The sequence below is a fragment of the uncultured Enterovirga sp. genome, from assembly GCF_964242715.1.
Lineage (GTDB): Bacteria > Pseudomonadota > Alphaproteobacteria > Rhizobiales > Beijerinckiaceae > Enterovirga.
This window is the reverse complement of sequence record NZ_CAXTAZ010000006.1, coordinates 41,049-61,924: the sequence shown is the minus strand read 5'-3', so window position 1 is coordinate 61,924 and position 20,876 is coordinate 41,049. Positions and strand designations below refer to the sequence as shown.

The following is a 20,876-nucleotide window of genomic DNA, read 5'->3' as shown; positions in this document are numbered from 1 at the left end:
AACATGCCTTCCATCCACGTCGAAGACTTCCTCGACCCGGCGAACGTCCATGTCGGGCTGCGCGCATCGGATAAGCGTCGCCTCCTAAGCGACCTGGCGGATCAGGCCGGCCAGGCACTCTCGGTGTCGTCCAAGCTGATCCGCGAGGCTCTTCTTGCGCGCGAGGCGCTTGGCTCGACCGGGATGGGGGAGGGGATCGCAATCCCCCACGCACGCCTTGCCGAGATCGATAGGCCGTTCGGGTTGCTCGCCACCCTAAAGACCCCAACGGAGTTCGGCTCGGTCGATGACCGACCCGTCGATCTCATTTTCCTGCTGTTGCTCCCGATCGGGTCGACGGGAGCGCATCTCGGCGCGCTGGCCTCTGTTTCGCGAAAACTGAGGGACGAGCGCATCGCGGCCGCCCTGCGGCGCTCGAAAGGCGCACTCGAAGCATTCGCCCTTTTCGCCGACCGCCCGGCCGGTGCGTAGAGACAAGGTCCGCCGAAGGCGCTCGGCAGGATGTGAGGTTCGCTCACCCAAGTCGAAGCTTGACAGCCCCGAGCTTGCCGAAGTCGCCCGTCGCGACTGCCCCCGGAGTCATCTGAGCCAACCCCGTGCAGCTGCCGCTCGCCACGATGTCGCCGGCCTCGATCGACCCACCACCCTCGTCCAGCCGGCGAGCAAGCCAGACCAGTGCGTCGAACGGACCTCCGAGCGTGTCGCGGCCTTCGCCAGCCGCGCAAACGTGACCATCCAGCCTCAAGAGTATCGTTGCCTTTCCGAGGTCCCTGTCGCGCCAGTTCTCGACCCTTGGTCCTTCGATGAAGGCCTCGGCCAGGCCGAAATCGGCCGTCGCCGTCCACTCGTTCAACGGCGTGTCACCTGGCACTCGGCGTCCGAGAACCTGAAGGCCGACATGGCAGGATGCGATCGCGCTAAGAAGAGTGTCCCGGCCGACCAACTCGCCCTCAGCCGGATAGGAGCGGCCGAACACGAACGAGAACCCGGCGCCAATGCCCAGCATCGAGGACCGAACCGGGAGCGTCGAGCCGGACACCAGTCGATCTTCGCTAAAGATCGGGCCCGCGATGGGGTGGTCGCAGCGAAGGAGGCGGGAGGTGATCGGAGTCGTGGCCGCGAGGGTCCGACCGATCCGGGTGGACCTGAAGGCGAGCGCGCCCGCGGTTTGCACCGCGGCCGCGCTATCAAGCGAATCGATCCTCCGGAGATCGCACTCGCGCCTGGGGGCAAGCTCGTTGGCTGTTCTGGCTCTCGCCAGTCTCTGGCCAATCTCCTCGATCTCCTCGTCGCTCATGCCGCAGCCGACGCTGGTCTCAAGCCCGCGGAAAGGTCGGCTGTCCCGGCGATTGGCGCCACGTTCATCGCGACGAGCCCGTCCAGCGCTTCGGTCACCGCCCGCGCCGTTGCAGCCGAGGCCTGGACGAGTGGAAGCCTGAGGGCAGGGCTGAACCCGCCGCGGACGCGGGACAGCGCGTGCTTTACCGGGGCCGGGTCCGTCTCGAGATCGAGCGCCTGCGCCAGCGGTCGAAGGGTCCGTTCCAGCGCGCTGGCGAGGGTCCAGTCGGCGGTCACGCACGCGGCCTGCAACGCCGCGCAAGCCCGTGGCGCCACGTTCGCCAGTACCGAGAGGCACCCTCGGCCCCCAGCCAGGTTGAACGCGACCGGTGCGGCGTCGCCGTCGGCGAGTTGGACGAGGCGGTCGTCCGTGGCGAGCGAGATCGCGTGCGGGCGCATCGGGTCGCCAGAGCCGTCGATAATGCCAACGACGGAGCTGATGCCGGACAAGCGCCGCAGGGTCTCCGGATGCAGGTCGACACGCGTTCGAGCCGGAGCATTGTGCACGACGAGCGGCAGGTCGACGGCCCGTGCGATGGCCTCGAAATGTCGGTAGAGGCCCTCCTCCGTGGGTTTGTTGTAGGCGGGTGTCGCAACCAGGACGGCGTCCGCGCCGGCGACACGAGCAGCCTCGGCCGCCTCCACGCTGCGGCGCGTACAGTTGAACCCGACACCCACAAGCACCAGGGCGCGGCCCGATGACACCTCCACGCAGGTTCGGATGAGTTGGTCCGCTTCGAACGAGGTCAGCGTCGGCGCCTCACCCGTGACTCCGCACGGCGCCAGCGCACTGCTGCCCTCCTGGATTTGCCACTCGACGAAGTCCGCGAACGCTCGCAGATCCGGCCGGTCGACCGTGAATGGCGTCGCCAAAGCGGTGATCAATCCCGATAACGACGTCATGTTACGCGTAAGCTCGCACGATGAAGGAGAGCAACAAGAACCAGACTGCTTCGTCGAACGACGTGTAATACCGCGCCCAAATTCGCTCGTGCTGGGACTGTGCGAGCACGATCGATAGCATCGCCGAAATTAGAGCAAAGGATGCAAGATGCCGAAGGAACCCTTGACCGAAGATCGCTGCGATGGCCGAGAACAGAACGAAGAAGCCGAGCTTGTACGCGAAGCGCCTGATGACGAGGAGCGAGCGCGCGGCCGCCAGCTGTGCGATCGCGATGGCCGCCTCCTCCGGCGAGAGGTGCCGGCCGGTCGGCAGATCGGACGGCACCGACGTCTTCAGAGTCGAAGCGAGACCGGCTCGAGCGCGAGGCGCACCGCGCCGGGTCTGTGACCCGTCTCGAAAGCGGCGTAATGAGTCGCTGCGTCTTTGGTTCTGAACAGGCCGCCTGCTCGACCATGCTCCTCGAACGCCACCCAACGCCCTTCTGGATCACGGCCGATAATGAAGCTCGGGACGGGCGACGCCGAGCCGGCGGGAGACGGCGAGTGCTGCAAGTGCGAAGACATAGAAACCAGCGTTGCGGCGCGACCCGCTGTCTGGGCCGCATCGCAGAAGATCGGCGTAGTCGCGTGAACGATCGAGAGAGACGACGAGCCTTCGGCATAAAGACCGAGGGTGCTGGCTCGGTCTGGGATATGTGTGCCGCTTCACCAGCTCTGCGCGACGTGTTCGTCGGCGGACACTAAGGCGCTCATGTCACGCTGGGTCGTGGCGGAGCGCGGATGCGGAACGCTGGCTCCTGCGCCGCGTCGCTCCGCCCCCGAGGCTTCCGGATCGTCGTTCGCCCGATTGCCTTTTCGGACGGTCTGGGTGAGCGCTCTGGCCAGCTCCCGACAGGCGAACGGATCCTTCGCCGCTGGATGATCCCAGCACAGCTTCGACCATTTCGCGCGGTCCGGATACGCCACCGTAACCTCACCGTTCGTCATGGATCGGCACTCGAAGCCGCAACGGCCGCATGTCGCGGCAACAGGTCTGATGTGAGATCGCAACGGAGTGCCCGGCGCCCTACTGGAGCTCCGGCCTCCGTCCGGCTTGCGCCTTGAGTTCGCAGGCCATCGTCAGTCCACGAACCCGAGAGCACGCGCCACCAAGGCAAACAGGAACGTCGTAGCTGAGAGCGCCGCGACACCCGCCAGAGCGAGTGCGAACACGCGGAGGGCGACCCAGCGCCGAGCCGACCCTGCCGCCTTAGCCGCTGTCGACATGCTTGCCGGCCTCAGAACAGCCGCACACAGATAAGGATGACGACAAGGCTCAGAACGACCAAGCCGAGTAGGGCGTGACTCCGCACAACCTGGCCCAGCGCGACGTCACGCGTGGCGGTTACGCTGGGCGAGTCCATTCCGTGATCCATCCGACGCACCCGCTCTGAAGACATAGAGCGCCTTCGACTGACGAAGGTAGGGCAGGCGATATAAAGGATCGACGGGGCCGCGAGGCCTAATGCGTCAACGTTTGCGGTGCTGACCAGAGCAAGACGACAGGAGGCTAGGCCTCTGGCAATTGGTCCAGAGACCTCGGGCTATCTGCTGCGGGCGGTCTTCTTCACGTCGCCTTTATAAGAGACCGTCGTCTTCCCTCGCGATCCTTTATGTCGGCCCTTGTAAGACCGGCGTGTCGCCCTTTCCATTTCTCTGAGGCGGTCATGCCTGGGTCAACGCTGTTGTGGGTCGCCACCCTGTCAGTCCTATCGAGCCAACATAAGCGGCCTTGGCTGAGCTGCAGCACGCACCGCCTCAGCAGATAAGCATGTTGCAGAAGATGCGAGATTTCGCGCGCCGAACGCGTGGTCGCACCAAAGGCGGTTCAGAGATCCGCCTCATGATGTTGATCGTCGGGCTCGCGGCCGTGTTTGTCCTGCTTCTCATCGCCGTTTCTGCCTTCCGCAGCGGGTGAGGGCGAACTTCCGATCACAATCCTGGACGCCTTTCCGCCATGCATTCTTCTGTAACCGACTTGAAACTCGCTCTACCTGCGTCGCCTTACTCCAAAGCTCGGGCCGGCATCCTCCTCGGGGCCCTCGGCGTCGTCTACGGCGACATCGGCACGAGCCCGCTCTACGCATTCAAGGAGAGCCTGAAGTCGGCCGGCGGCAGCGCGGCCGCGAGCGAGGCGGCCGTGCTCGGCATCCTGTCGCTCATCGTGTGGGCGCTGATCGTCGTCGTGACGCTCAAGTACCTGCTCTTCGTCATGCGGGCCGACAACCAGGGTGAGGGAGGCATTATGGCGCTCCTCGCGCTGGCGCTCCCCAAGGTGAGCGAGAAGGGCCGGCGCAAGCTGCTCCTAGCGGTCGGAGTGGCGGGCGCGGCGCTGCTTTACGGCGACGGCGTGATCACGCCCGCCATCTCGGTCTTGTCTGCGATCGAGGGCTTGTCGATCGCGACACCTCTCTTCGAACCGTATGTCGTGCCGATTGCGCTCGTCATCCTGGTCGGTCTGTTCGCCGTCCAGAGCTACGGCAGCGGGCGGATCGGCGGCCTCTTCGGCGTCGTGATGGCCGTCTACTTCGTGACCTTGGCGCTGATCGGGCTCTGGCATATTTTCGGCAACCCGGGCGTGCTCAGGGCGCTGAACCCCGTCCATGCCGTCGGCTACCTCGGCGGCAACGGCTGGACCGGGCTCGTCGTGCTCGGCTCCGTGTTTCTGGCCGTGACGGGCGCCGAGGCGCTCTACGCCGACATGGGCCATTTCGGCCGCGACGCCATTCGGCTCGACTGGTTCGCGCTCGTCCTGCCGTCCTTGGCGCTGAACTATTTCGGCCAGGGCGCGCTCGTGCTCGCCAACCCGGCGGCGGCCGCCAATCCCTTCTTCCTGATGTTCCCGACATGGGCCCTCTACCCCGTCGTCGCGCTCGCGACGGCAGCGACGGTCATCGCGAGCCAGGCCCTGATCTCCGGCGCGTTCACGCTGAGCCAGCAAGCGACCCTACTCGGGTTGCTGCCGAGGCTGGAGATACGGCAGACCTCCTCGTCAGCGATCGGGCAGGTCTACGTCCCGCAGATCAACTGGCTGCTCGCGATCGGCGTCGTCGCGCTCGTCCTCGGGTTCCGCACGTCGGAGGCGCTGGCCAGCGCCTACGGCATCGCCGTCGTGTCGACGATGCTCTCGACGACGATCCTGGCCGGCGTCGTCGCCCATCAGCGCTGGGGCTGGAGCCTTCCCCTGACGCTCGCCGTGACCGGCGCTTTCTTCCTGGTCGACGTCACTTTCCTCGTCGCGAACCTGCCGAAGATCCCGCACGGCGGCTGGTTCCCGCTCGTGCTCGGCGCGCTCATCCTCGCGCTCATGATGACATGGCGGCGTGGCCGCAAGACGGTCATCGAGCGCCTGGGGGAGGAGAACACCGCCCTTCCCGAGTTCCTGGAGCGCCTGGACCCGGACGCCTGGCCGCGGGTGCGGGGCATGGCTGTCTACATGACATCGCGGCGCGACACGGTTCCGTCGGCGCTGGCCCTGAACCTGCGCCACAACAAGGTGCTGCACGAATGCGTGGTGCTCCTCAACGTCGACGTCCAGCGCGTGCCGACCGTGCCCGACGCCGAGCGTGTCACGATCACGCCGCTGACCAAGGGCTTCTGGGGCGTAACGCTGCGCTTCGGCTTCTTCGAGAAGCCCGACGTGCTGGCGGCGCTCCAAAACGCGGGGGCGACCGAACTCTCCTTCGAGCTGAAGGACACGTCCTTCTTCCTCGGACGCGAGCTGCCGGTTCCGACGATCAGGCCCGACCTCAACCGCTGGCAGGCGGCTCTTTACGGGTTTCTCACGCGCAACGCGGTCAGCGCGCCCGAATACTACTTGATCCCGACAGAGAACGTCGTCGAGCTCGGAACCAGGGTGGAACTCTAGGATAGAGCGGACGCATGCTTCTCGAACGCACGAACGCGACCGTCACCGGCTCGACCAGACGGATCGATCTCGCGATCGCACGCACCTTCGCCGCGCGAGCACTGGCGGGCCGGAGACCAGGACACCAAGAAGACCCTCCGCCGACGAGAGTGGCTGAACATGCCAGTGCTGAGGAGGGAGGGATCCAGGTGCATGACATCCATCGCCACGCGAACAAATAGCCCGCCCAAAGCGGCCGGGACGCGAGCGCAGCCGCGCGGGGGGGCACTGCATCCCGAGGTGCAGGCCGAGCCTAGCCGAGACGCGCACGAGCCGGCGCCACCGGGAGGGACCCCTGGCGTGATCGCGGCCAGCGTTTATGCGGGCGGCCGCAAAGTCGCCGAGCTTGCCGCGATCGAGGAAGCGTCCGCGTGGCTTGGGAACCCCGGCCACGTGGTCTGGATCGGCCTCTACGAGCCGACGGACGAGCTCCTGACGCGCGTTCAGCGTCAGTTCGGGCTGCACGATCTCGCGATCGAGGACGCCCACAAGGCGCATCAGCGGCCGAAGCTCGAGCAGTACGGCGATGCGCTGTTCATCGTCGCCCGGACCGCCCAGATGGTGGATGCCGGTGGCATCGCCTTCGGCGAGACGCACCTCTTCATCGGGGGCGGCTACGTCGTCTCCGTCCGACACGGGGCTTCCCGATCATACGGGGCCGTGCGGCTGCGCGCGGAATCCTGCCCGACGACGCTGTCGCACGGGGAGGATTACATCCTTTACGCCGTGCTCGACTTCATCGTCGACGATTACCGCCCGGTGGTGGACAGCATCCGGACCGAGGTCGACGCAATCGAGGACCGAATCCTCAAACTGACCCTGGCGCAGGAGCAGGTCGAGCGCCTCTATCTGCTGCGTCGCGACCTGCTGCGCCTGCGCACCGCTGTCGTACCGCTCGTCGATGTTTGCCGGCGCTTGGAGCATGCCGAGGTCCTGTCGATCGACCCGGAGATGCAGCCGCTGTTCCGGGACGTGACGGACCACGTGCACCGCGTCCAGGAAGACATCGACAGCCTGCGCGAGGTGCTCGCCTTTGCGTTCGAGGCGAACCTCATGATGGGTCAGGCGCAGCAGACCGCGACCACGCGGCGGCTTGCTGCCTGGGCGGCGATCCTGGCGGTCCCGACCGCGATCGCGGGCGTCTACGGCATGAACTTCGATTACATGCCGGAGCTGAAATGGCGGTACGGCTACTACGCGGTGCTCGCCGGCATCACGGCCATTTGCGGAGGCCTGTTCTGGCGATTCCGGCGTAACGGGTGGCTCTAGCCCCGCTCCAGAACTCGCGCCCCGACGCCGTTTGTATCCGCCTCGCTCGCGCGGGAAAGTTCGATCATGGATGACAGCCCGCTCTTCGTCGGCGCCAAGCTGCTGGCGGTGCTCGGTCTCGTGGCCGCCAACGGCTTCTTCGTCGCCGCCGAGTTCTCGCTCGTCGGCATGCGCCGTAGCCGGGTCGAGGAACTCGAAGGGCAGGGGCACTCGACCGCCAAGGTCCTGCGCCGGGCCGTCGACAACCTCGACGCCAACCTTGCGGCGACGCAGCTCGGCATCACCATATCGTCGCTCGCGCTCGGCTGGATTGGCGAGCCGGCCCTCGCACATCTCATCGAGCCATGGCTGGCGGGGCTCGGAGGCATGGCTCAGGCCGCCTCGCACGCGGTCGCGGTCGGTGTCGCCTTCGCGCTCATCACCGTCTTCCACATCGTGCTGGGCGAACTGGCGCCGAAAAGCCTCGCGATCCAGCGGCCGGAGCGTGTGGCCATCTGGATCGTGCGTCCGCTCGGCCTCTTCCTGACCTTGTTCAAGCCGGCGATCTTTCTCCTGAACGGGCTCGGGAACGCTGTGCTCAGGATGTGCGGCCTCGAACCCGGCCACGCGGAGGGGCGGCTGCACTCGACGGAGGAGCTGAAGCTGCTCGTGGCCGCGAGCAAGGACGCCGGGCTCGTCCAGCAGGGGCAGCAGGATGTCGTCGAGCGGGCCTTCGGCATGGGCGAGCGCCGTGTCCGAGCCATCATGACGCCGCGCCTCGACGTCTACTGGGTCGATGCCGACACGTCCTTCGAGGCAATGCTGCGCGGGATCCGGCAAAGCCCGCACGAGCAGATCGTAGTGGCGCGAGGCTCGCTCGACGACATCGTCGGCGTGCTGCGAAAGCAGGACCTGCTCGACCTGCACTTGGACGGGAAGCTGCGTCCCGCAGCAGAAAGCGACGGCACGGAGGAGCTTCTTGCGGCGCTTCGCAAGCCGCTGGTCGTCCACGACGGCGCGACCGTCTTGCAGGTGCTGGAAACGTTTCGAGATCAGGCCATCCAGATGGCCGTGATCGTCGACGAGTACGGCGCGCTTCGAGGCGTCGTGACCCAGACCGACCTCCTCGAAGCGCTCGCGGGCCAAAGCAGCGCCGGCGAAGACGAACGCGCGGTCAAGCAGCGGGAGGATGGATCATTCCTCGTGGACGGGACGACGCCGATCCAGGAAGCCTTCCATCAGATCGGCATCGGAGCGAGCCACGACAGCGAAGGAGAATACCGGACGATTGCGGGGTTCGTCCTGTTCCGGCTCGGGCACATCCCAAGTTCCGGTGATCGATTTGAGTGGGCCAGCCCCGAGGCCACGTGGCGCTTCGAGGTTGTCGACATGGACGGGCATCGGGTCGACAAGGTGCTCATCGACCAAGACAGGGAGGGGGATCGCAAACCAGCAAGCTGAAAAATCGCTTGCTGAGATTGTCATGGTGACGAGCAGCGGCGATCCGCTCTCAAGAGCACCTAAGACGCTTACACCATCGAGTCGGGCACCTGGCTGCTTCTTTATACGGCAGCAGATACATCTGAGCTTCGATCAATCGCTAATGTGACGTCCATGTCGTCCTATACAGACCGAGTTACCGCGAGCCGTCAGAGAACATCGCTTGCGGAGTCGCTGCTGCCTGTCTTCCTTCTAGGGGCGGTGGCGGCCGGCGTCGTCGCTTTTCGCGCCTGGGCCTTCATGCCGCCTGGGCATTTTTAGTCGGACGGTCGGAGCCCGGGTCGAGCGCCGCCGCGAATAATGCGCGATCGCAAGGCGCCATGCCGGAAGGTACAGCCTTGCCTGGACGGCTTTCAAATCTCACAGGCAACCTCGAGGTCGGACCCATGTCACCCGTATTCTTGTCAGCCGTTCTAGCTACTCAGACTTTGAAACGGCGAGGCCCAAACCCCGACTCACCCCCGCCGAAACACGAGCGGTCAGATCCCCGATACAAGCTCAGCTACATACTTGTAGCAGTCAGCGTCGTGCTCCTTATCGTCGCTGCAACGACAGCTGTTCTGTTCTGACGGCAGAGACCAACCGGTCGATGTCGACTAGCGGCGTCGCCCCGCGCGAACTGCGGGCCCGGTGTCGTTGGGTCCGAGCACGGGTCACGCGCTCGTGGCGACCTGGCTCGATCTCGGCATTACGGCCGAGCACCTCGCCCAGGCGTTGCCGGCCGGAAGCCTTGCGGTCGAGCAGCTCAGGCCGGGTTCGGACGGGTGAGGGGCGTCCGTCTTTCGCCAGCTTGAAACGGGCCGTCGCCCGCGGGATCGACGGGTCCGGACGGCCGCAGAGACGGCGTTTTCGCTCATCGGTTTCCATCCGGCAGAGCCGGTCGCCCGGGCCGCGGCAACGCCGTGTTAGGCTGGCCGGAGAACAAGGTGACCGGTGTTCGCTGCCGTCTACGTCCTGCTGCCCATCTCGGAGGTGTCTCCGGCGGAGGCCATCCGGGACGCGATGGCGCCGTTCGAGCGCGGCGGCCGCGGTGACGTGCCCGACAATTGGCTCGGCTTCCACGACGAAACCGACCACGTTCGCACTCTGCACGCGACGCCCTTCGTCCTCACCCGGGAGAAGAGCGGAGCCACCCGGATCGAGGGCACGACGGCCTTGAGGATGCGCGGGCAGGACTCCATCACGCGATCCCGAAGGCCATCCTGATGCCGCCAGGGTCGGCGGCGGATCGTCTGCGCTGGCTGAGTTCCTCGCCCGGCGGCCGGTCTGGGCTGGCTGGGCCTGCCGGCAACGGCGGAGTGGAAGTCGGTCGTGATCGCCGCCTACGAGCGCTTTCCCGACCACTGGCCCGCCGGGGTTGCGTACCATCTCTGAATAACCGGCTCACGGGTCGCCGCCATCTTCGGGGTAGGGCGCACGAGGTGATTATGGAACTAAGGCCTCATAGCCCATTGCTCTAGAGGCCGATCTTCCATTCGCATAACAAACATTATGGAACTTGGGTGGGATTGAGGCCTCGCGCGCGCGTGAGGTTCAGACCGGAAGGCCGTAGCGCGTGATCACGGCCTCGTCCCCGGCCAGCTCGATCTCAATCACCTCGTTCACGGGGCCCGGGCCGCCCGCCAATTCGTCGAGCACGGCCGCGAACAGCTCGCGGTGCCGGGCCGGCACGACCCTAACGCCCGGGTTCGGCATGAGCACGCCCAGGGCACTCAGGTGCGAACACCGAGCTCGGTCGCGGTGAAGCTAGCGGCCGCCGCCTCCTGATAGAGGGCGTCGAGCGTGGGTCCCAGCGACAGGAGCGCGGCGATCCGCTGGATTATCTGTCGGAGCCAGCGCCGCTCGAGTTCGGTGAGCGGCTTGCCGTCGCGGCGATCGGCTTGACGATAGCCGAGCCACTTCTTGAGCACCGGGTAGCCGCCGAGCTGATAGGTCCAGACCGCTTCCGGAACGTGGGCGAAGTGCGCCTGACCGTTGAGGTAGAGGTCGCCCGTTCGTTCGCCCCACGAAGTCTCCCAAGCCGCGGCGGGTGCTTCATCGTCGAGGAAGTGGCGGGGAACCCACTTGCCCTTGCCGCCGCCCCAGTAGGTGATCGTCAGCTTCAGGTCATCGGGACTGAGCTGCTCGCCATCAGATCGGCGTAGCTGGCCGAGGCGCTTTGCCCGATCAGGGGTGAGCACCGCTTCCACGACATCGCGCGCGTCGCAATTCGCGTCGAGGAGACGCGCAACCTGCTCGCCGACTTCCATGAGCCGGTCGAGCAGATCGGCGTCCTTTGGGATGGGCAGGTGCGCCCAATCGCTGGCAAGCGCACTCTTGTGCTCAGCCTGATAGCTCGGCGCGTGGAGGATGGCGAAAGCGACGCGGAAGAGCTTACCGACGAAGGTACGGGCGTCGACGTCTCGCTTTTCGCCTTCTAGCTCGAACTGTTCGCGCAATACGCGCCATGCCGGTTCCGCCAAATTGGCGTCTCGATGGGTCACAAGGTCATCGCTGACCGTCTCTCGGGGAAAGACGACCGAGCCGCGCTCGTGCACATGCAATCCGACAAGCGTGGTCGAGAACACAGGCGAGGTTTCGCTTGCCTTGCGGGGCTCCGGGACGGTCACGAGGAACTCGTTGTCGTCCTTACTCTGTGCGAACTCCGGGCTGTGGCGGTCCAATAGGTGAGCGTGCTCAGAGTAGTAGATAAAGCGATTGTCGAACGGGAAGGTGAGATACGGACACAATCGCGTCTCATCGTAGCCGTCCGATCTCACCGACTTCCACACCGCTTCGGGTTCGTAGTTAGCGCGCTTCACTGCGAACGCAGGATAGCTTTGCGTTACAGTGTCGAAGTCGTCGGTCCCGAAGTAATCAATCATACGGGCCGAGAGAGCTGATCGGTCGGTATCGACGACCGTGCCTTCCAATCCGCGGCTTGGGTTAACGGCTTGGAATTTGTCGACGAAGAGCTCGTCCAGCGCCGGCCAAGCTTCGAAGCCACCTTCGATCACGCGCGGCGAGAGGCGCCACCTTCCTTCCGCCGTCGGTTCAAGGTTCTCGTAACTGGGCGCTGCTTCGGGCGTGGGCGGCTGTCCGTCGGGCAGGCTGGCAATGAGCGCTTGTCGTTTCCAAGCTGCTGGCCCCCAGAAATCGCGATAGCGCGCCTCTGTGACAGCGGGGGCGGTCGGTGCGCCCGTTCGCTTGACCCAGGTGACGATCGCGGTGCCGGGTTGAATGCCGCGCGAATCCATTTCGGTTGTGAACGCACTGTCGTCTCGCGTGCCTGAACCCGGCAGGCCTCGCGGGATCATCTTGCCTGTGCGGTACTTGTCGCCGTTTAAGTTGTCGACCCAGACGGCATGGAAGTTGGAGAGGAGTGAGCGGCGCATCAACGGGTGGGAGCGCCCGGTCAGGTACGACGAGTTCGAGATGTAGGACACCACCCCATAGTCGGCGGCGATGCCGATCCGCTCTTCCGCTAGACGGAGAAAGCGAACGTAGAGGTCGTCGAGGAGCTGCTTGCGGACACCGAATTCTTCGTAGAGGCGGCTGCTGCCCCGCTGCTTCATCAGCGGCCGTCCAAATCCGTCGAGCTTGACGGCTCCGTCCTTCGTTTTCTGCTCGACGAGTTCAATGCCCTTGTAGTGGGCGATCAGCTCGGCCTCTTCGGCTTGCGCCGCGCCTGTGAAGCGGTCGTAGGGCGGGTTGCCTATCACGACGATCACGCGGAAGTCGCGCTTCACCCTTTGCGAGGCGTCGAACTCCTCGCGCATTTCCGGGAAGTTGAGCTTGACATCGCCGGCGTCGTGCCAGCCGGACAGCGCGTTGGTGAGAAATACCGCCAAACGCCGGTTCGGATCGGCCTTCGCGCCGAGCTGTTCGAGAAGCAGGTAGAGCTGGAGCTGAGCGATCGCGAACGGGGCCGTGAGGATCTCAAATCCGATCACGCGCTCCTGAAAAGCCGTAGTGAGCTCCAGTCCGACCGTGGTCGCGTCACCTTCGGCTATGAGCTCCTCGGCGATGCATCGCGCAACCTCCAGCAGGTACGCGCCCGTTCCGCAGCAAGGATCGAGCACCACGACCTCGGGGTCGGCCAGGCCGCGCGGCCGGCCGAGTTCCGTCTTCAGTAGGTGATGCACACGGCGCACCTGGTAGCGGACGATTTCGGGGGGCGTATACCAAACCCCGAGATCCTCGCGGAGCTTCGGATCAAAGGCCTCGAGGAACGGTTCGTAGAAGTAGGTGATCGCGGCGATCGAGGTTTCGCCGTCGATCGTCGGAAAAGTCATGCGCCCGCGGAAAAGCGGGCGGTCGACGCGGTTCAGCGTCTGGATCGCGCGCTTCAGGTGCGGCTCCAACCCGAGATGCTTCATTCGCGCGGGATGCCGGATGTCGTGCAGAAGCGCGTCGAGGAACGGGATTGGCAGAAACGTGTGTGCGTCGTCGATCTCGAACACGGCGGCGGCGTCGGCTTTCTTGTCCCAAAGTATCCAGGCCGCGAAGAGGGCGTAGAACACCGATTGCACGAGGGACGATCGAAAGAAGCGAGCGCCCTTCTCGTCATCCACGTCGAAGGCGAGCCCAAGCGCCTGACGATAATCGTCCAGAAGCGGCTTGAGCGGTTTTAGGTCCTCGGGCAGCGCCGCCTTGGCGTCCCTAGCCTGACGCGCGAGAACCTTGGCGAGGTCGGCCGGAGCGCCGATCAGGGCGAGGTCGGTGACTGCTCTCGTGACGATCTCGACCAAGGCCGACAGGGCGACCGGGTCCACCTTCGGCTTCCCTCCGCCCGAGACCGCAGACCAAAGGTCGACCGTTTTTTCTAAGACGCGCATCGCAGGTGGAACGGGAGTGATCCCGTCCCGAACGTAACCGGCGCTGCACGTGAGCAGGCCGAAACCCCTGACGTTGCACAGCAGCACTGCCCCGGTCTGCGCGAGGTAGCGCCCGATCTGATCCTTCTGCTCGGTCGAGACCGACAGGTCGTCGAGACTGGTCGTCGCGCGCTTCACCTCACCATAGACGCCGACGAAAAGTGCGCCGTCGCCCAGGACGAAGTCGGGCATGTCGTGGCTGCTCTTGCCTTTCTCAGAGGTCCCGGTTCGGACATCGAAGGGCAGCTTCTCGGCTTTCAGGATGGCCGAGAGCAGCGTCCGTATGTCGGGGTAGAAGGTGGTCTCGGTCGAGGTTGGCAGCGCCTCAAGGTTGCGGGTATCGCCGATGTAGGTCACCAAGGCTTCCGCAAGACTCGTCGACAACTAGCGCCCTTTCCGTCTGCCCGCCCTCCGTCCACCCTATCGGCCATACCCCACGGGGTCGAGCACTAGTCCAGCGATTGGCTCCGGGCCCGACGCCAAGGTTCGGCGTGCTTCATGCCCAACATCGCATCGAAGGCGGCGAGCTTCGCTGCGTCCGATGTCGCGTAGGGGCGTTTGGACGAACGGCTGTGGCCGCTCGCGCGATGTTCGACGCGCGCACCCCAAATGACGGCTCGCCGAAAGATCACGACGTTGAAGCCGTCGGTCGTGTTCAGATATTCGTTCCCTGCACTCGACGTGCGCCACTTGCGCGACAGCCAGCGGGTCCTGCGTGCCCGGCCACTCTTAAAGCTGCTCTCGCGGCGACGCGCTCCCTCAAGATCTTCTTCCATGTTACCGGCACAGACGCAGCCGACACGGAGCTCACTGTCGTAGCGATCGTTCTCCATCACATGGACGAAGCGAACGAGCCGAGCTTCGCACATCTCGCAGAGGTGATCCTGCTCCTCGAGTTCCTCGATGTCGACGCATCGCCAACCGCGGTGCGGCACGCCGGCTTCGGCCCACTTGCCGGTCGTCGTGGTCTCGGTCGCCGAGCCGGACCGCACAGTCAGAGACTCAGGTCTCGGACGCCGACGAAGGCGCGGTTCGTCTCCGCCGCACGACGGTCCTTCTCGCGAAGAACGGTCGTCAGCGGGACGCGGCGTGCGAGCACCTCGTAGAGGTCGAGGCCGTCCATGCAAATGAGGTTGGTTTGCCGGCCGCGCGCGAACGCCTCCAGTCCCTCGGCCGTGAACCCCGAGTTGCTGACGAAGAGCCCGCGTGACCAGGACGCTTTGCCGCCGACTTTGCCGGAGAACGTCATCAGGTCGGCGAACCCGATCTGGGGTCCGTGCCATTTGGCTTCGACGAGGTAGGTCTGGCCGTCGAGCCGGAAGCTCCCGTCGATCTGCTCGCCGGTGATCCGGAACGCGTTCCTGGGCGCCAGATCGTGGGCCGCGAAGAGTTCGTTCAGGAAGCCCTCGAAGCGAAGCCCGCGCTCCTGCGGCGACAGCTTGCTGATCTCCATCAGGAGCGCGGCCAGGGCCTGTCCACGCTCGGGGCTCAGCCCGGCGGAGGCCGGCGGCGTGTTGTCGGTCTTTCCAGCCGCGAGGCTGTCGAGAAACGTGCGGTCCAGCAGCTCGGGTATTTTGAACGACACGCCTGGCAGGAGGGCGTTGAGGCGGTCGATCTCGTCGCGGCGGAGCGGGTCGCCCTTGCCGCGACGGTAGGTCATCGCCTGCCGGACGACCGCGAGCACGAGTTTCGTGAAGAGATGACGCCGATGCTCGAGCGTCGAACCTAAGAGCTGGACGATCGACGGGCGTTTGCTTCCCGGCACCCACAGGTCGCCGACGCCGACCTGCGTCGCCGCGATCGGGAAGGCCGTGCGGTTGTTCCCGCTACCCGGGAGGAAGTTGTAGAGCAGGTCGGCGAGATCCTCGACCGTCTGCGCTTCACGGAACGACAGCATGGGCGACCTCCACGATCATTGCAGGCCGACCTTCAGGTCGCGAAGGACCGTGGTAAGACCCGCTTGCCTCAGCAGCGGGACGCTGGAGCGGACCGCAAACTTCCCGATCGCGCGATCGTAGATTGCGAGGTTGGTCTCGCCATTCAGACGGGATGGATAGATGATGCCGTCGACGGCCGCCGGGTGCTCGTGGAACGCCAGCGACCATCGCCGCGACAGGGCTTGCCCGGAGCCGCGGGCGACGTCGCTTGGTATGCCCATCCGCAGAGGCCCGTCGCCGCGCAGGTCGAGCAACCGCACCGGCGCCGTGGCCACGACGTCGGCGTAGTTCCGCGTCGCGAGCTCCCGCTCATCGAGCAGCAGGTCGTTTAATCGGCCGTTGCCGTGATCCCGGATCAGCGCTTCGACGAAGCAGACCTTGAGAGAACCCCCGAGATACAGGACGCCGAAACGGTTGCCGGCGACGCGTCGGCGCGGATCGCTGAAACGGCTCGGGATCTTCGCGAAGCCGAGAGGGTCCGGGTGGCGACCGGCGTAGATGCGACCGAACCCGTCGCTGACGGCGGCAAGATCGAGCGAGGCCGTCGCGAACGCGGAAGTCGGCGACGCTCCCGGCACTCAGGCGAAGGTCCCCTGGGCGATGCCGTCGGCGACCTCCAAGGCCTGCTCGGCCTTACCCCGGCGGAGCGCCTCGCGCCCGGTCAAGCCCTCCAGCTCGGGGTGGCGTTGCATGAGGAAGCGATAGACCGTCCAAGGGCCGCCGCTTAAGCGCTCGAATAGCGCCGCCAAGGCAGGAAACGGCTTCCCGTCATCGCCGACCTGCCATGCCGGAAACCGGAAACCGCGCTTCGCCCCGTCCAGCCCCAACACCTGTTGGTTCTGCCGCCTCGTATTGACCGTCATCCGGGTCGTGCCCAACAAGGCGGCGAACTGGTCGGCGCTCAGCATGTCCTCGCCCGCGAGGATCTCGGCCGCCCGGGATCGTCCCCGGGCGCGCGCCTCGCCCAGCGCGCTATCCAAGTCGTCGGGCGCGTCAGTGGTCTCGACCCGCGTTGGCGGTTCGTCGAGCGATGCGTCCTCCAGCGGCGTCACCGTCGTCCCACCGGAGGGGTCGACCTCGACCCGGAAACTGACGGCGCGGCCCGCCGCACGGCTCTTCGCCACCGCCTCGCCGTAACCCTTCAGCAACGGCTTCACCTTGCCCGGCCTGGCCGCGAACACCTCGACCGCGTTGGTCGGCGCGCGGAACGTGAAGCCCGCAACCCCTTTCGGCAGGGCCGCGCCGGCGTCGGTCATGAAAGCCGTGGTGAGCGTCGCTTGGGACGGTCCGACGGCGCGGCCGCTCACCCGCCTGACCGCTTTACCCTTCACATTCGGCATCGCGCACCTCCTCACCGAATGTGGCAATGACCGAAGGGTTCGTCAAGTTCGTAAAGCGGACGCGATTAACCTTCGGCGTTCAGCCGTGCTTCGAGCTCTTCCACGAAGGAGGAGCGGCCGAGTCGCCGAATCCGGCCGTACCGATCGGCCGTCCAGCCCGAATAGAGCATATGGACGGCGTCCCGCGCGCGCGTCAGGCCGACGTAGAACAGCCGACGGCTCTCGCGCAGCTCGGCCTCGCTCTCGTTCGCCCATGGCATCGCGCCCATGTCCATACCCACCATGAAGACCACATCATATTCGCAGCCCTTGGCGGAATGCAGGGTGAGCATGTTGACGTGCCGGGGCGACCCTTCGCGTCCCCCAAGGCTCAGAAGGTCGAGGTCCGCCAGCTTCCCCTCGGGCGCGAACGCGACGCCCATGCGGCGCACCTGCTCACGCTGGTCGGCGAGACTCGGCTCGGCGTCCGTCAGCGGATCGACCAGCTCGGCCCGGATCGCCGCGACGAAGGGGGCCGCCAGCGCCTTGTCGGCGCGGTGGCGGAAGAGGAACTCGGTGACCGCGCGAGCGGCGCGGCGCTCCTCCAGCTCGCTGGCTCGGCCCGACCGGAAGCCCGTCCACCTCTGGATCAGACCGGCGAGCTGCGGCCGACCCCGCCGCCAGCCGCCCGCGCACCAAGCCGCGCAGTCCTCGATCCAGCTCGTCAGGCCGACCCTCTTGTAGGGCGCCGCATTATCGACCCGGATGTAGTCGTATCCGGCCCCCGCGAGCGCGTCCGCGAACAGGTCGCCGATCGGCGCCGCCCGGTACAGGATGGCGATGTCGCCGAGGGTTCGTCCCGGCTTCTCCGCCAGCGCTTCGGGAATCAACGTTTCGAGGACGTGCGCCGCCTGATCTTCGAGACCGCCTGAGCGCTCGACGAACGCGACTACGGCCCGGCGCGCGGGATCGCGCGGACGGTAGCCGCGCGCCTCGCCGAGCGCCAGCTCCGACGCCCGAATGATACGACCGGCCGAGCGATAGTTGAGCTGCAGCCGCACACACTCAACGTCCTCGCGCTCGCCGAGTTCGAGCAGAAGGCCGCCGTCGGCGCCGGTGAACCCGTACACTGACTGATCGGCATCGCCGACCGCAAACAGGCGGACGCCGCCGTCGAAAGCGAGCCGTTGGACGATCCGGTGCAGCGGGAGCCCGAGGTCCTGATACTCGTCGACCGCCAGGATCGGCCACCGCGCGGCGATGACCGGCAGCACCCAATCGTGCTCGCCGACGAGCCGATTGCCCTGGATCACCAAGTCATCGAAATCGACTAGCCCCGCGTCCCGCAACGCGCGCTCGTAGCCGAGCGTGATGCGCGCCAGGCCGGGGTCCGCCATCCAGTCCGGCGCGTCCCGGTCGAGATGAACGCGGCGATACTTCCCCATTTGGTGCAGCCGGTAAGGCTGATTGAGGCCAAGCAGACCCTCTGCGACCCGCGTGAACGTCGTCTCGACCTGGCGCGTGGTCGCGATGGTGATCGGGTGCGGCACGTCCAGGCCCGCCAAGCGGGCATAGGGCATGAGCAGATGCCTGAGGCAGAAGCCGTGCACGGTGCCAACGAAGAGGTTCGGCGCGTCGCGCAATCCGAGCGTCTCGAGGCGGCGGCCGAGCTCGCGGGCGCATTCCTGGCTGTAGGTGATGCAGGCGACCCCGCGTGGCGCGCGCACGTCTTCGGCCAGCATGCGCGCGAGCTTCAGAACTAGCGTCTTCGTCTTCCCGCTGCCCGGACCGGCCAATACGACGCAGTGACCGCGCGAAGCGTACGCGGCCTGCTGACCGGCATTGCCGCGGAGGTCGCCGACACGACGGAGATAGGCGGCGCTGCTGCTACGCGACTGCATCGCGGATGCGCTCCAGCGCGCTGCGGATGTAGGCCGGGCACCTCGCCACGGTGACGCTCGCCGACAGCCGCTGGGCGAAGCGCCCCTTGCCGACCCGCTCGATCGACTTGATCAGCCGGTCGGCGTCGAGCGTCGCGGGGTCGGCGACCCAGCCGTCCAGCGTCGTTCGGCTCGCCGGGCGAAGCGGCAACTCGTCCTTCAAAATGCGGCTCATCGCGCGACCCATCCCAGCCGCGAAAAGTTCAGGCTCGAGCGTCCCGGAGTTGAGGAAGACGCCGTGCCGCTCGCCGCGCCGGAAGATCGCGGCGTCGGCCAGGTCCGCATAAGCCGGACCCGGCTCGACGACCTCCAGGATGTTGACCACGCGCCGACGCGCGAGCGGCGGACTTTCTTCGACGGGATCCAGGTCCGTCAGGATCACATGGGGAATAGACAGGCCGGTCGGGCCCAGCAACTTCACGTAGGGCGTGAAGTTCGTCCCGACGACCGAGCAGACGGAGATGCCGAGCCGGTCGAGATGAATGTCGAGCGCCTCGGCGAAGGCCGGCACAAGGAACCGTTCCGCGTCGCCCTCGACCAGGACGACCCCGCGGGCGAAGAACATCTCGCCCCGTGTCACGTCGATGTAGCGTTGCAGGTCGGCCTCGTCGGTCGCGGTCAGCGGCGTCGTCGCCGTCGATACGCCGACTGTCTGGTTGGCGGCCCCGTCACGACGGAGCAGCACAATTGACCGGATCGGCGCCACGCTCGCGATGTGCGGGGAATGAGTGGTCAGGATCGTCGTCAACCGGGACGGCGGGGCGGCCCGTTCGTCGGCGGCGACCTCCTCGTCCTCGTCATCCGCCTCCGGCGGGGTGAGGAAGTGACGATAGACGAGACGCTGCACCTGCGGATGGAGGTGCGCCTCCGGTTCCTCGACTGCCAGAAACGTGTGGTCGCGCTCACCGTCTTCGACGAGCTGATCGAGTTCGAGGCTTTTCAGGGCCAAGAAAATCAAGTTGGCCGTGCCGAGGCTGGCGTCAGCGACGCCGCGGGCGCCGTCGTCGATCAGCAGGCGCAGCGCCCGGAGCAGCGCGTCAATGCGCGTCGGCGACAGCCCGAGCGCGACCGATGTGGCGTGCGCCGGTCCGACCATCGCCTCCAGGCGATCGCTGATCGTGCGCGCAACGGCATCGACCTCGTCGAGCTCGGTCAGCGCCTCCTGCGCCGTGTTGACGGCCGTCTCGACCCTGTTCCGGTCGGCGTCGTCGAGCGTCCCTGTCAGCTTCTCGATCATCGGACGCAGCGGCGAACGGCGCCACGTCGCGAGATCCTTCTCCGCATCGCGCAACGCACCCAGCACGTCGAGCGGCAGTATGCGTCGAAGACCCGAGCGGATCGCGTTGTCGGGATCGGTTCCCCCGAAGACGAGATACTCGTAATCGGCCATGCTCGCGGGATCCCCGTCGAGACCCGCCTTAGGCTGGAACCGATAGGTCAGTCGCGACACTATCGGTGGCCCTGGATCGACGATGCAGTCGCCAAGATGCGCCAGCAGCCGAGTGTCCGCATCGAAGTCGGTCAGCTCCACAGAGATCTCGATGGTCGCGCCGAGCTTCTCGTCACCCAGGCCGTCCCAGAAGTGCTCCAGCCCGAGCTGACGATCACGCTCGGACAAACCGGGGTCGAGGATGAGCTGCAGCGCGAAGAGGAGGTTGCTCTTGCCGACTTTATTCTCGCCTACGATGACGAGGTTCTCGCCCGTCTCGACTTCGAACGCGCCGAAATTGGCGAAGTTGCTGATTCTGATCCTGGAGATCCGCATAACGGGTCCTCGTAAGCCGTTCGGCGACCGTCGAGTAGACCGAGCCGCTCGTTCGCAGGACCCCTCGAACGGCCGTGGATTTCAGCTGTCGAATCCGGCATTCACGATCTGTTCGCATGGAGTG

General features: G+C 66.0%; 19 protein-coding genes. 7 read left to right on the top strand and 12 right to left on the bottom strand.

Annotated elements, in window-relative coordinates; translation table 11 throughout:
- The first annotated feature begins 3 nt into the window (after positions 1 to 3).
- A complete protein-coding gene (locus tag ACFE87_RS05070) occupies positions 4 to 471 on the top strand; it encodes a PTS sugar transporter subunit IIA (RefSeq protein WP_375458535.1) in 468 nt (155 codons plus the stop codon).
- A gap of 43 nt (positions 472 to 514) precedes the next feature.
- Here ACFE87_RS05070 and ACFE87_RS05065 read toward each other — a convergent pair whose 3' ends face one another.
- From ACFE87_RS05065 to ACFE87_RS05050, 4 genes are all read right to left on the bottom strand, one after another.
- Positions 515 to 1,039: a hypothetical protein gene (locus ACFE87_RS05065; protein WP_375458534.1), complete on the bottom strand. Its 525-nt coding sequence runs from the start codon at positions 1,037 to 1,039 to the stop codon at positions 515 to 517.
- Positions 1,040 to 1,293: 254 nt separating this feature from the next.
- Entirely contained in the window at positions 1,294 to 2,241 is a 948-nt protein-coding gene (gene dapA, locus ACFE87_RS05060; protein ID WP_375458533.1) for a 4-hydroxy-tetrahydrodipicolinate synthase, read from the bottom strand.
- A 1-nt stretch (position 2,242) separates the two neighbouring features.
- Positions 2,243 to 2,566 carry a hypothetical protein gene (locus tag ACFE87_RS05055; protein WP_375458532.1) on the bottom strand — a complete coding sequence of 108 codons (324 nt, stop codon included), beginning with the start codon at positions 2,564 to 2,566 and terminating at the stop codon, positions 2,243 to 2,245.
- Positions 2,567 to 2,946: 380 nt separating this feature from the next.
- Positions 2,947 to 3,228, bottom strand: coding sequence for a hypothetical protein (locus ACFE87_RS05050; RefSeq protein ID WP_375458531.1), 282 nt, complete (start codon positions 3,226 to 3,228; stop codon positions 2,947 to 2,949).
- An 823-nt stretch (positions 3,229 to 4,051) separates the two neighbouring features.
- On the opposite strand from ACFE87_RS05050, the gene ACFE87_RS05045 reads away from it, so the two are divergent.
- The 6 genes from ACFE87_RS05045 to ACFE87_RS05020 all read left to right on the top strand — a co-directional run bounded on the left by ACFE87_RS05045 (position 4,052) and on the right by ACFE87_RS05020 (position 10,141).
- Complete coding sequence (locus ACFE87_RS05045) at positions 4,052 to 4,198, top strand: hypothetical protein (protein ID WP_375458530.1); 147 nt, start codon at positions 4,052 to 4,054, stop codon at positions 4,196 to 4,198.
- Positions 4,199 to 4,237: 39 nt separating this feature from the next.
- Positions 4,238 to 6,148, top strand: a complete 1,911-nt coding sequence (locus ACFE87_RS05040; protein WP_375458529.1) for a potassium transporter Kup — start codon at positions 4,238 to 4,240, stop codon at positions 6,146 to 6,148.
- A 279-nt stretch (positions 6,149 to 6,427) separates the two neighbouring features.
- A complete protein-coding gene (locus tag ACFE87_RS05035; protein ID WP_375458591.1) occupies positions 6,428 to 7,456 on the top strand; it encodes a magnesium and cobalt transport protein CorA in 1,029 nt (342 codons plus the stop codon).
- Between the two features lie 66 nt (positions 7,457 to 7,522).
- Entirely contained in the window at positions 7,523 to 8,896 is a 1,374-nt protein-coding gene (locus ACFE87_RS05030; protein ID WP_375458528.1) for a hemolysin family protein, read from the top strand.
- 675 nt (positions 8,897 to 9,571) lie between these two features.
- Entirely contained in the window at positions 9,572 to 9,703 is a 132-nt protein-coding gene (locus ACFE87_RS05025; protein WP_375458527.1) for a hypothetical protein, read from the top strand.
- Between the two features lie 165 nt (positions 9,704 to 9,868).
- Positions 9,869 to 10,141: a hypothetical protein gene (locus ACFE87_RS05020; RefSeq protein WP_375458526.1), complete on the top strand. Its 273-nt coding sequence runs from the start codon at positions 9,869 to 9,871 to the stop codon at positions 10,139 to 10,141.
- Positions 10,142 to 10,468: 327 nt separating this feature from the next.
- On the opposite strand, the gene ACFE87_RS05015 is transcribed toward ACFE87_RS05020, so the two are convergent.
- From ACFE87_RS05015 to ACFE87_RS04980, 8 genes are all read right to left on the bottom strand, one after another.
- The gene (locus ACFE87_RS05015) at positions 10,469 to 10,630 is read right to left on the bottom strand and encodes a hypothetical protein (protein ID WP_375458525.1); all 162 of its coding nucleotides are present in this window, start codon (positions 10,628 to 10,630) and stop codon (positions 10,469 to 10,471) included.
- 17 nt (positions 10,631 to 10,647) lie between these two features.
- Positions 10,648 to 14,148 carry a type ISP restriction/modification enzyme gene (locus ACFE87_RS05010; protein WP_375458524.1) on the bottom strand — a complete coding sequence of 1,167 codons (3,501 nt, stop codon included), beginning with the start codon at positions 14,146 to 14,148 and terminating at the stop codon, positions 10,648 to 10,650.
- Positions 14,149 to 14,240: 92 nt separating this feature from the next.
- Positions 14,241 to 14,726: a hypothetical protein gene (locus tag ACFE87_RS05005; protein ID WP_375458523.1), complete on the bottom strand. Its 486-nt coding sequence runs from the start codon at positions 14,724 to 14,726 to the stop codon at positions 14,241 to 14,243.
- A 59-nt stretch (positions 14,727 to 14,785) separates the two neighbouring features.
- Positions 14,786 to 15,688 carry a restriction endonuclease gene (locus ACFE87_RS05000; RefSeq protein ID WP_375458522.1) on the bottom strand — a complete coding sequence of 301 codons (903 nt, stop codon included), beginning with the start codon at positions 15,686 to 15,688 and terminating at the stop codon, positions 14,786 to 14,788.
- Positions 15,689 to 15,703: 15 nt separating this feature from the next.
- A complete protein-coding gene (locus ACFE87_RS04995) occupies positions 15,704 to 16,306 on the bottom strand; it encodes an RES family NAD+ phosphorylase (RefSeq protein ID WP_375458521.1) in 603 nt (200 codons plus the stop codon).
- Complete coding sequence (locus ACFE87_RS04990) at positions 16,307 to 17,068, bottom strand: XRE family transcriptional regulator (protein ID WP_375458520.1); 762 nt, start codon at positions 17,066 to 17,068, stop codon at positions 16,307 to 16,309.
- A gap of 65 nt (positions 17,069 to 17,133) precedes the next feature.
- Entirely contained in the window at positions 17,134 to 18,948 is a 1,815-nt protein-coding gene (locus ACFE87_RS04985; RefSeq protein ID WP_375458519.1) for an ATP-dependent helicase, read from the bottom strand.
- A complete protein-coding gene (locus ACFE87_RS04980; RefSeq protein ID WP_375458518.1) occupies positions 18,935 to 20,752 on the bottom strand; it encodes an ATP-dependent endonuclease in 1,818 nt (605 codons plus the stop codon). Before ACFE87_RS04980 ends, ACFE87_RS04985 begins: the two co-directional genes overlap by 14 nt.
- Positions 20,753 to 20,876 lie beyond the last annotated feature (124 nt).